Raw genomic sequence first — 10,900 nt, 5'->3', positions numbered from 1 at the left:
GAGCGGTAGTTCAGTTGGTTAGAATACCTGCCTGTCACGCAGGGGGTCGCGGGTTCGAGTCCCGTCCGTTCCGCCACTTATTAAGAGCCCTGAGCATTAGCTCAGGGCTTTTTCTTTGCATGTCATTTAATTATTGCTCAATTCGCAAAAATCCTCTGCATTTCTCGCTCTTCTTCTGCAAAGCGCTGAAGGTCATAATTCCCTCAGTTAACGAACATAGTGATTAAAAAGAGGAATTCTATGACTATCCCTGCATTCGGTTTAGGTACTTTTCGCCTGAAAGACGACGTGGTTATCGCTTCTGTTAAAACGGCGCTTGAACTGGGCTACCGTGCTGTCGACACTGCGCAAATCTATGATAATGAAGCGGCTGTTGGACAGGCGATTGCTGAGAGCGGCGTACCGCGTAGCGAGCTGTACATCACCACCAAGATCTGGATTGAAAACCTTAGCAAAGACAAGCTAATCCCAAGCCTGAAAGAGAGCCTGAAAAAACTGCGTACCGATTATGTCGATCTGACGCTGATCCACTGGCCATCTCCGGGTGATGCCGTGTCTGTCGAAGAATTTATGCTGGCATTGCTGGAAGCTAAAAAACAAGGGCTGACTCGCGAAATTGGCATCTCAAACTTCACCATTCCGTTGATGGAAAAGGCTATTGCCGCGGTGGGCGCAGACCATATCGCCACCAACCAGATTGAGCTATCTCCGTATCTGCAGAATCGTAAGGTGGTTGACTGGGCGAAAGCGCACGGTATCCATATCACCTCTTACATGACGCTGGCATACGGTAAAGCGCTGAAAGATGAAGTGGTTGCACGCATTGCGGCTAAACATAATGCGACCCCGGCGCAGGTTATTCTGGCATGGGCAATGGGGGAAGGTTACTCCGTGATCCCTTCATCCACCAGGCGTGAAAACCTGGCAAGCAACCTGCTGGCACTGGAACTGCATCTGGATGTCGAAGATAAAAATGCGATCGCGGCACTGGACTGCAACGATCGTCTGGTTAGCCCGGAAGGTCTGGCCCCTGCCTGGGATTAATTACCCGATCCTTTGTACCTTTAACCCTCTTTCACAGCTCCTGCGGGGGCTGTTCTTATATATTCGCTCAAAAAGTCGATAAATGCCCGAATGCGTGTGCTGACGGCGCGATCGCTGTAGTAAACGGCGCTGAAAGGCATTTCTACCGGCAGACGTTTATCGGCCAGCAGTTCCACCAGTTCTCCCCGTGCGATCTCTTTATCAATCATATAATCTGAAAGACATGCAATGCCGTTACCGTTCAGGCAAAGCTGTTTTAACGTTTCTCCGCTGTTGGAAGAAATCCCACATTCGATCTCATGGAGCTGCCCGTCGCTACAGGCAATCGGCCAGGTATTGAGCGAAACAGGTTCTGAGAACCCCAGGCACAGATGCCGTTTTAACTCTTCAACGCTCTCAGGCTTGCCAAAGCGGGCAATATAGTCAGGTGAAGCGATAATCTTGCGATAGCTGGTAAATAACGGGCGCGCGCGCAGACTTGAATCTGTCAACGTGCCTGCGCGTATCGCAACATCCACTTTTCGTTCAATAAGATTGATGAACGTTTCTGAGGAGACAAGAGACAACGTTATTTCAGGATACCGTTCACGAAAAGGTTTAATCAGCGGCATCAGGAAATGCAGCATTACCGGCGTTGCCGCATCGATACGCAGTAAGCCGCGCGGGGTATTACGCGACTCCATGATTTCCGTTTCTGCGGCGGCCATTTCTTGCAGTATCTGCTGCACGCGCCTGAAGTATCGCTCTCCTTCTTCAGTCAGGCTCAGCTGTCGGGTCGTACGATTAAGCAGACTGACGCCGAGCTTCATCTCCAGCTTTTTAACTGCCCGGCTGACAGCGGAATTGGCCTGTCCAAGCTGCTCTGCCGCCCGGCTGAAGCTGCCGCTTTCCACGACAGCGACAAAAATTGCAAGTTCTTCGGAGGTGGCTTTCATCTTTGCTCCTGAAGCAAAATTAAATTGATATTTTGGCTATTTTTGTCATTAAAACATCCAGGCATACTGCGTGTCATCTGATTACTGCTGTTATGGAGTTATGTATGCCTCTCGCTTTATTTGCACTGACAATAAGTGCTTTCGCTATCGGTACGACTGAGTTTGTGATTGTCGGCCTGGTGCCGACCATTGCTCAACAACTGGCTATCTCGTTACCTTCCGCCGGAATGCTGGTTTCAATCTATGCGCTGGGTGTGGCTATTGGCGCGCCGGTGCTAACCGCGCTGACCGGACGCCTGCCGCGTAAACAGTTACTGGTCGCGCTGATGGTCTTGTTTACGGCGGGGAATTTGCTGGCATGGCAGGCACCGGGCTATATGACATTAATCGTCGCCCGTCTGCTGACGGGCCTGGCGCACGGCGTGTTCTTCTCGATTGGATCTACCATCGCGACAAGTCTGGTGCCAAAAGAGAAAGCGGCTTCTGCGATCGCTATTATGTTTGGTGGTTTAACGGTAGCTCTGGTCACGGGCGTGCCGCTGGGAACATTTATCGGTCAGCATTTTGGCTGGCGTGAGACCTTCCTTGCGGTATCACTGTTAGGCGTGATTGCGCTGATGAGCAGTCAACTGCTGATCCCGGCCAACATTCCCGGTCGGGCGGCCGCCAGCATTCGTGACCAGGTGAAAGTACTGACTCATCCTCGTCTGTTGCTGATTTACGCCGTTACGGCGCTGGGCTACGGCGGGGTATTCACGGCATTCACCTTCCTGGCGCCAATGATGCAGGATCTGGCGGGATTCTCCCCGGCAGCGGTAAGCTGGATCTTACTGGGGTATGGCGTATCAGTGGCTATCGGCAATATCTGGGGCGGTAAACTGGCGGATAAGCATGGCGCCGTGCCGGCGCTGAAATTCATTTTCGCCGCGCTGTTTGTTCTGCTTATGGTCTTCCAGGTGACGGCCTCCACGCAGTATGCCGCGCTGGCTACCATTCTGGGGATGGGGGTCTTTGCCTTCGGTAACGTACCGGGTTTGCAGGTCTACGTGGTACAGAAAGCGGAACAATTCACGCCTAATGCGGTAGATGTGGCGTCAGGTCTGAACATTGCGGCGTTTAACATTGGTATTGCGCTGGGCTCCGTGATTGGCGGGCAAACGGTGGAGCATTACGGTTTGGCGCAGACGCCGTGGATTGGCGCCCTCATTGTTCTGGTGGCTTTCCTGCTGATGGGTGTCAGCGGACGTCTTGATAAACCTGTACGCATTGCTCTGGAGTAAATTATTGATGTAAGCGCCTACTTACAAAACAAACTGCAATTGTTCGTTGAAAGTGAGTGCTAAAATCCCTATAACAGAAGAACCAGTCCGGTTGAGGACTGGTTGACGTTACAGAGGTTTGAAAGTCAAAAGTGCGAAAAAATACCTATGCGATGCGCTATGTTGCCGGACAGCCCGCCGAGCGGATTTTGCCGCCAGGGTCGTTTGCGAGCATCGGCCAGGCATTGCCCGCCGGGGAACCGCTAAGCAGTGAAGAGCGGATCCGTATCCTCGTGTGGAATATATTCAAGCAGCAGCGAGCCGAATGGTTATCGGTGCTGAAGAACTACGGCAAAGATGCGCATCTGGTCCTGTTGCAGGAGGCACAGACGACGCCTGAACTGGTACAGTTTGCCACCGCTAACTATCTTGCCGCCGACCAGGTTCCCGCTTTTGTACTACCTCAGCATCCGTCTGGCGTCATGACGCTTTCTGCCGCCCATCCTGTTTACTGCTGCCCTTTACGGGAAAGAGAACCGATTTTACGTTTGGCGAAATCAGCCCTGGTGACGGTATATCCCTTGCCGGATACCCGTTTATTAATGGTAGTAAATGTTCATGCGGTAAATTTTAGTCTGGGCGTGGACGTATACAGTAAGCAGTTACTTCCGATCGGCGACCAGATTGCGCACCATAGCGGCCCTGTCATTATGGCGGGTGATTTTAATGCCTGGAGCCGTCCACGTATGAATGCGTTGTACCGCTTTGCACGTGAGATGTCGCTGCGCCAGGTGCGTTTCACTGACGATCAGCGCCGTCGTGCGTTTGGACGACCGCTGGATTTTGTTTTTTATCGTGGGTTAAACGTGAATGAAGCCTCCGTACTGGTGACGCGCGCTTCCGATCACAATCCGCTACTCGTTGAATTCAGTCCCGGCAAACCTGAGCAATAAAGGTGCGTCAGGTCTGCCGTGGGGCAGGCCTCTGCGGGTGCTGCCCTCTATTTTTCTCATAACAGAAGGGCACTACCATGACAACGCATTCCCATCATGACAATGTTGAAAAGCAGTTTGGTTCACAGGCGAACGCCTATTTACATAGCGCCGTTCACGCATCGGGTCGTGACTTAGCGCGGCTGGCGCAAAGGCTGTCTGATTTTTCCCACGCGAACGTACTGGATATGGGATGTGGGGCTGGACACGCGAGTTTTGTCGCTGCGCAACATGCCAACTCGGTCGTGGCATACGATTTATCCGCCAGCATGCTTGAGGTTGTCGCTGGAGCGGCGGAAGAAAGACATTTAAGTAATATTACTCTCCGCCAGGGCTATGCCGAAAAACTGCCCTTTGAAGATGCATCGTTTGAGGTGGTGATTAGCCGCTATTCCGCGCATCACTGGCACGACGTTGGTCAGGCATTGCGTGAGGTTTATCGTGTATTAAAACCCGGCGGCGTGCTGATTATCATGGATGTCATGTCGCCTGGACATCCTGTACGCGATATCTGGCTGCAAACGGTGGAGGCGTTACGCGACACGTCGCATGTCCGTAACTATTCCAGTGGCGAATGGCTGACGATGGTCAATAACGCGATGCTGGTAACGAATACCGTGATAACCGATCGTTTATCTCTGGAGTTTCGCTCATGGGTAACGCGGATGCGTACGCCAGCGCCGTTGGTTGAGGCGATTCGATTATATCAGGCGAGCGCCCCGGTAGAGGTGAAGCGTTATTTTGAGTTGCAGGATGACGGCTCGTTTAGCAGCGATACTATCATGCTGGAAGCGCATAAAGCGGTATAGCAATTTAAAAGGCGCCGGGGGAAGCGGCGCCTTTTGGCTTTTTCGTCGGACAATATCAGGAGTCTGGCGTGCTATTGTCCTTCACAAACAACGTAAGCTGATCGCCCGGTTGTAGATTATCCGTATCATGGTTCCAGCGCATCACATCTTTGATATTCACCCCGTGACGTCTGGCGATACTGGAAAGCGAATCGCCTTTACGGACACGATAGGTAATGCTATCGCTATTGTTTGCCAGTCGTTGTGCGCTGCTGCCAGCGCCCACGGTCAGGCTTTGCCCGATTTTCAGGCGCGAACCACGCAGGTTGTTCCACTGCTGCAAGTCCTTCGTGCTTACGCCAAGCCGCGAAGCAATACCGGAAAGCGTATCGCCAGAGCGCACCTTATAGCTACGGCTATTCAACGGCGTATTGTCGGCGATCAGTTGGGACTGAACGGCGTCAATCTCACCGGAAGCCAGCGACTCACGCAACTGCTCGGCATGCTTTTTGGGCACCATAACATATTGCGGACCGCTTACGCCTAAGGTAGACCCTTTTACACCGGCATTAAACGTCTTCAGCTTGCTGATAGACATGCCCGCCATATCCGCAACCTGGGCCATTTCAACTGGACTGTTTAAACGAACTCGTGCCAGCGCTCGGCTTTCATCTGTTGTTGGCAGACGTACGCCATAGCGTTTGCTGTTTTTGAGAATTTCACTCAATGCCAGCATCTTAGGTACGTAGAGTTTTGTTTCTCTGGGCAAAGAAAGCGACCAGAAATCCGTCGGTTTTCCACGCGCTTTGTTTGCTTTAATTGCCCGCATAACACGGCCTTCGCCGCTGTTATACGCTGCAACGGTTAACAGCCAGTCGCCGTCAAACATTTTGTTCAGACGCTGCATCATGTCTAACGCGGCGGTCGTAGAGGCTACAACATCGCGACGCGCGTCATAATTACGGGTCTGCTTTAAACCATAATTGCGCCCTGTGCTCGGTATGATCTGCCAGATGCCTGCGGCATTGGCGCCAGACGTTGCGTGAGGATCAAAAGCGCTCTCCACTATGGGTAGTAGTACCAGCTCCATAGGCATGTTACGTTTCTTAACCTGCCCCGCTATCCAGTACATATACGGCTCTGCCCGTAAAGTTACATCGTGGAGATAGCTCTTATTGCGTAAATACTTCTGTTTCTGTTCGCGAATCCGGCTGTTTTCCGGAATTCCCATCTTTAGCTCGTCGCCAATGAAAGCCCACAAGTCCTGATCTGGCGCGATAGACGTTCCGTCGTCCATCCATCGTGCCTGACTCGTAAACTTTCCTGCTTCCCCTTGACCAGCTGCAGAAAGGCTCTGTGCGTGCTGTTGGACGTTGCCAGTGTTCTGAGACGTCTGGCACCCCACAAGCAGGACAGAGGCGAGTAATATCGCTTTTGCCTTCATGTGTGTGTCAATAGTTGCTTAAAAGACGACCGATCATAACGGCGAAGTTAGCGAATGACAAGTAAGAATTATCAGAACGTGTCTTTCTTTGACCTTAACCATGCAAAACGCGCTTCTGGTTGTTGCAATATTGTTTCTTTGTTTATTTCGTTAATTAAATCAATATCTTCAGTTCTTAAAAAAAGATTAATCTTACGCTCATTTTTAAGAATAACGGGTAATGTCATTTGTTTTTTTACACGTAACTCTTTAACTTTACGATAATATTCATTTATGAACGAATCGTGCGGAAGTATGCTCAATGCGAACTTAATGTTAGCTAAAGTGTATTCGTGAGCGCAGCAAATGAGCGTGTCGTCAGGCAGAGAATTAATTTTCATAAGTGACTGATACATCTGTGATGGCGTGCCTTCAAACAGTCGACCACAGCCGCCAGAGAACAGCGTGTCGCCGCAGAATAAGTAAGGATGGTTAAAGTAACAGACGTGTCCTAACGTGTGGCCCGGCGTGGCAAAAAGAGTAAATTTCTCGCCTAAAACGCGAATAGTATCGCCATCGCCAACAAGATGGGTTGCTCCCTTGTCTTGCGTTTCCGCCGGTCCATAAACCGTCATTTGCGGGAAGTGTTGCAACAGCTCTTTGACTCCGCCAACATGGTCGTGATGGTGATGCGTCAGAAAAATCGCCTCCGGCATCCACTTATGTTCAGCAATGGCCTTTAAGACGGGGGCCGCTTCGCCGGGATCAACAATCACACAGCGGCCTTCATCATTGGTCAGCACCCAGATGTAATTGTCCTGAAACGCGGGAATACTGTTAAGATTCATATATTACCTCTCAAATAATTAGCGGAAGGTTGCGATGAAACCGGCAAGGCTCTCTCAAACTGTCGTTGCGCCCGGATGTTGGGGTGAGTTGCCCTGGGGCAATTACTACCGTGAGGCGCTGGAACAGCAGCTCAATCCGTGGTTTGCAAAAATGTATGGTTTCCATTTGCTTAAAATCGGTAATTTAAGCGCAGAAATCAATTCCGAAGCGTGCGCGGTCTCTCATCAGGTGAATGTTTCGTCGCAGGGGTCGCCGATGCAGGTTCTGGCCGATCCGCTACACCTTCCTTTTGCAGATAAATCCGTCGATGTTTGTCTGCTGGCGCATACTTTGCCGTGGTGTACCGACCCGCACCGTTTATTGCGGGAAGCCGACCGCGTATTGATTGATGACGGTTGGCTGGTCATCAGTGGATTTAACCCGCTGAGTTTGATGGGGTTACGTAAACTGGTACCCGTTTTACGTAAAACACCGCCCTATAATAGTCGGATGTTTACCCTTATGCGGCAACTGGACTGGCTGTCTTTACTCAATTTCGAAGTGCTACATTATAGCCGTTTTCATGTCTTACCCTGGAAAAAGCAGGGAGGGCGGCTTTTAAATACGCATATCCCGGCGCTGGGCTGTTTACAGCTTATTGTGGCCCGTAAGCGGACCATCCCGCTTACGCTTAATCCGCTGCGACATAATAAAAGTAAAACCCCTATCCGCCAGACCGTTGGCGCCACCCGGCAATATCGCAAACCGGATGGCTAAGCCTCCGTCTGGTAGCCACTATCTTCCTGCGTGGGGTTCATTGCCGCGGCGCGCGCCAGTTCATCACAACGCTCGTTTTCGGGATGGCCTGCATGGCCTTTGACCCATACCCATTTGATCTGATGCTGACCTAACGCAGCATCGAGACGTTTCCACAGATCGACATTTTTTACGGGTTTCTTTTCCGCAGTTTTCCAGCCGCGTTTCTTCCAGTTATGAATCCATTGGGTAATTCCTTGCCGCACATATTGGCTGTCGGTGCTCAATGTCACTTCGCAATGTTCTTTTAACGCTTCAAGCGCGACGATCGCCGCCATCAGTTCCATACGGTTATTGGTGGTCAGCGTGTAACCTTCACTAAACGTTTTTTCATGACCGCGATAGCGTAAGATAGCGCCATAACCACCAGGCCCTGGATTCCCCAGGCAAGAGCCATCGGTGAAAATTTCTACCTGTTTAAGCATCTCTGGTAGACTTCCTGTAATTGAAATCGATAACAAAACGCAAGTCTGACATAAATGACCGATATGAGCACTGCAATTACACGACAGATTGTCCTCGATACCGAAACCACCGGTATGAACCAGATAGGCGCGCACTATGAAGGTCACAAGATTATTGAGATCGGTGCGGTTGAGGTGATAAACCGTCGTCTGACCGGCAACAATTTTCATGTTTACCTGAAGCCGGATCGGCTGGTGGATCCGGAAGCGTTTGGCGTACACGGTATTGCCGATGAGTTTCTGCTGGATAAGCCGGTTTTTGCTGATGTGGTCGATGAGTTTCTCGATTATATCCGCGGCGCGGAGCTGGTCATCCATAACGCATCGTTCGATATCGGCTTTATGGATTATGAGTTTGGTCTGCTTAAACGCGATATTCCTAAAACCAATACTTTCTGCAAAGTTACCGATAGCCTGGCGTTGGCGCGGAAAATGTTCCCCGGCAAGCGTAACAGCCTTGATGCGCTGTGTTCGCGTTATGAGATAGATAATAGCAAACGTACTTTGCACGGCGCATTGCTCGATGCCCAGATCCTTGCCGAAGTGTATCTGGCGATGACGGGCGGACAAACGTCCATGACGTTTGCGATGGAAGGAGAGACGCAACGGCAGCAAGGTGAGGCGACCATTCAGCGAATCGTTCGCCAGGCCAGCCGGTTACGGGTCGTTTTTGCCTCTGAGGAAGAGCTGGCTGCGCATGAATCGCGGCTTGATCTGGTGCAGAAAAAGGGCGGAAGTTGCCTTTGGCGGGCGTAATTTATTCCTTTTTAGGCTATAAAAATCATCCTTCGGGCGATTTTTGCAGCAACTGATTCAAAAGGTGAGAAAAAGCGTTGACGGGCGACACCGCAAACCGTAATATTCGCCTCGTTCCCAGCGGGAACATCACGGAGCGGTAGTTCAGTTGGTTAGAATACCTGCCTGTCACGCAGGGGGTCGCGGGTTCGAGTCCCGTCCGTTCCGCCAGATACAAATCTCAGGGTGTTTTTATACATCCTGTGAAGTAAAAAAAACCGTATCACTGTAAAAGGGATACGGTTTTTTTTTCGTCTTCAAGAAGTTCCACCGCCTATCGTGGAATCTAATGCAAATGGGCCTACGCCTGGATGACGAACAGGATATTACCGCCACTTCTTTCACTGTCATGGCTATTTTGATCCCACTGACATTTAAGGCGCGGCCTCATGGCGGTGCTTAACCGGGATCGGGACATGTTCAGCGCAGTAGCAGACTGCGTAATGTTGATGTCACTCAGATAATTACGGAGAACCGCCAGACATGCGCATCATCACTCCAGGGCATCCCACTTCTCCAGCAACTCCACCGGGATCTCATTGATCACCTCCGAGAACCGTTTTCCCACCAGTCTTTCAGCCTGGCGTAACAGTGGGATGGTTGGGCTGCTGGGTTCACTGCTCTCAAACCAGCGACGAATACACCGCAGGCGTTCCAGCGCATCATTACGATCGCGAATTGGCCCCGGTTCAGCATTGTGTGGGATAGATATACCGGGGGGCGCGTTGACAGGCGGCACATTCTCTGCCCGTGCCGGAATGGCATTATCCATAACCGTGCCTGCGGGGTCTGGCACTGGCGCTGGCGACGGAGGGATTTCCGGTGTGGTTGTCTGTACCACGTCAGGCAGCAGCGCTAACAACTGCCGCAGGCGTGAAAAATCTGGGGCCAGATCGCCTAATGTCTCACGCGCCCACACTTGCAGGCGTTCTGCGCTTTCCTGCGCTTCGCGAAACGCCGCCAGCGGTAATGCCCCACGGGCTTCGAGGTCGGCCAGTTGCTGGCGGACGGATTCGGGGGCCAGCGCATCAGCCGGGCGGGGAGCGGATAACGCGCGCTCGACATCCCGTACCTGCAGGCGCAGGGCGGCGCTGTTTGACAGCGTGATACCGCGAATGTCTGCCATCACGCCTTCGTGATCCAGCAGCGCCGCCAGGGCATTACTGCGCGCCAGCGCCGCATCTTCAATAGATTCTGCGGATGCGCCTTCGCCGGTAAGCAGCTGTGGATGGAGTGCATCGGACCAGATTACGCTCAGTTCTGCCAGTTGTGTGAGCATTTCCGCCAGTCCCTGTGCGCCAGCCTGCTGGATGCGACTGCGCAGCAGCAGGATCAACACCCGGATATCCTTACTGCGCGTGAGCAGACGGCGCGCATCACGCTCAATTTCCGGCCAGTTCACGGCTTCCGGCGTACTGACAAAATCACCATATTGCGCCTCCGCCTGGGGGGCGGCGCGACTGAACAGCAGCAGGTATTCCGGGTCGTACTCCGGATCGGGGCCGCAGGGTTGTTCCGCGCTTACCGGTTTAGTCAGGGACATGTCCATATCATTA

General features: G+C 51.9%; 11 protein-coding genes and 1 tRNA gene. 7 read left to right on the top strand and 5 right to left on the bottom strand.

What is annotated here, in order from left to right:
* The first annotated feature begins 240 nt into the window (after positions 1-240).
* On the top strand, positions 241-1,044 hold the full coding sequence (gene dkgB / locus ACLJQJ_RS22715) for a 2,5-didehydrogluconate reductase DkgB (RefSeq protein WP_063809615.1): 804 nt from the start codon (positions 241-243) through the stop codon (positions 1,042-1,044).
* Between the two features lie 20 nt (positions 1,045-1,064).
* On the opposite strand, the gene yafC is transcribed toward dkgB, so the two are convergent.
* Positions 1,065-1,979 (bottom strand): DNA-binding transcriptional regulator YafC, encoded by a 915-nt coding sequence (gene yafC / locus ACLJQJ_RS22710; RefSeq protein ID WP_063809614.1) that lies wholly within the window; start codon positions 1,977-1,979, stop codon positions 1,065-1,067.
* Between the two features lie 104 nt (positions 1,980-2,083).
* Between yafC and ACLJQJ_RS22705 the strand changes: the two genes are divergently transcribed.
* From ACLJQJ_RS22705 to ACLJQJ_RS22695, 3 genes are all read left to right on the top strand, one after another.
* The gene (locus ACLJQJ_RS22705) at positions 2,084-3,259 is read left to right on the top strand and encodes an MFS transporter (protein ID WP_001127534.1); all 1,176 of its coding nucleotides are present in this window, start codon (positions 2,084-2,086) and stop codon (positions 3,257-3,259) included.
* A 131-nt stretch (positions 3,260-3,390) separates the two neighbouring features.
* Entirely contained in the window at positions 3,391-4,191 is an 801-nt protein-coding gene (locus ACLJQJ_RS22700) for an endonuclease/exonuclease/phosphatase family protein (RefSeq protein ID WP_001230970.1), read from the top strand.
* A 77-nt stretch (positions 4,192-4,268) separates the two neighbouring features.
* A complete protein-coding gene (locus ACLJQJ_RS22695; RefSeq protein ID WP_000207237.1) occupies positions 4,269-5,039 on the top strand; it encodes a class I SAM-dependent methyltransferase in 771 nt (256 codons plus the stop codon).
* A 55-nt stretch (positions 5,040-5,094) separates the two neighbouring features.
* Here ACLJQJ_RS22695 and mltD read toward each other — a convergent pair whose 3' ends face one another.
* Together mltD and gloB are read right to left on the bottom strand one after the other, a co-directional pair.
* Positions 5,095-6,462: a murein transglycosylase D gene (gene mltD / locus ACLJQJ_RS22690; RefSeq protein ID WP_000644706.1), complete on the bottom strand. Its 1,368-nt coding sequence runs from the start codon at positions 6,460-6,462 to the stop codon at positions 5,095-5,097.
* Between the two features lie 71 nt (positions 6,463-6,533).
* Positions 6,534-7,289, bottom strand: a complete 756-nt coding sequence (gene gloB, locus ACLJQJ_RS22685) for a hydroxyacylglutathione hydrolase (RefSeq protein ID WP_063809613.1) — start codon at positions 7,287-7,289, stop codon at positions 6,534-6,536.
* Positions 7,290-7,323: 34 nt separating this feature from the next.
* Between gloB and ACLJQJ_RS22680 the strand changes: the two genes are divergently transcribed.
* Positions 7,324-8,046, top strand: a complete 723-nt coding sequence (locus ACLJQJ_RS22680; protein WP_000801238.1) for a class I SAM-dependent methyltransferase — start codon at positions 7,324-7,326, stop codon at positions 8,044-8,046.
* On the opposite strand, the gene rnhA is transcribed toward ACLJQJ_RS22680, so the two are convergent.
* Complete coding sequence (gene rnhA, locus ACLJQJ_RS22675) at positions 8,043-8,510, bottom strand: ribonuclease HI (RefSeq protein WP_023181862.1); 468 nt, start codon at positions 8,508-8,510, stop codon at positions 8,043-8,045. The two genes, ACLJQJ_RS22680 and rnhA, sit on opposite strands and share 4 nt — an antisense overlap.
* A 63-nt stretch (positions 8,511-8,573) precedes the next feature.
* Between rnhA and dnaQ the strand changes: the two genes are divergently transcribed.
* Entirely contained in the window at positions 8,574-9,305 is a 732-nt protein-coding gene (gene dnaQ / locus ACLJQJ_RS22670) for a DNA polymerase III subunit epsilon (protein ID WP_001670675.1), read from the top strand.
* 133 nt (positions 9,306-9,438) lie between these two features.
* Positions 9,439-9,515 (top strand) — tRNA-Asp (locus ACLJQJ_RS22665).
* A 322-nt stretch (positions 9,516-9,837) separates the two neighbouring features.
* Here ACLJQJ_RS22665 and ACLJQJ_RS22660 read toward each other — a convergent pair.
* On the bottom strand, positions 9,838-10,893 hold the full coding sequence (locus ACLJQJ_RS22660; protein ID WP_063809612.1) for an ImpA family type VI secretion system protein: 1,056 nt from the start codon (positions 10,891-10,893) through the stop codon (positions 9,838-9,840).
* Positions 10,894-10,900: the final 7 nt, after the last annotated feature.

It is taken from the genome of Salmonella sp. SAL04202 (genome assembly GCF_046550775.1).
GTDB classification, from domain to species: domain Bacteria; phylum Pseudomonadota; class Gammaproteobacteria; order Enterobacterales; family Enterobacteriaceae; genus Salmonella; species Salmonella enterica.
This window is presented reverse-complemented; position numbering and strand designations above follow the sequence as displayed.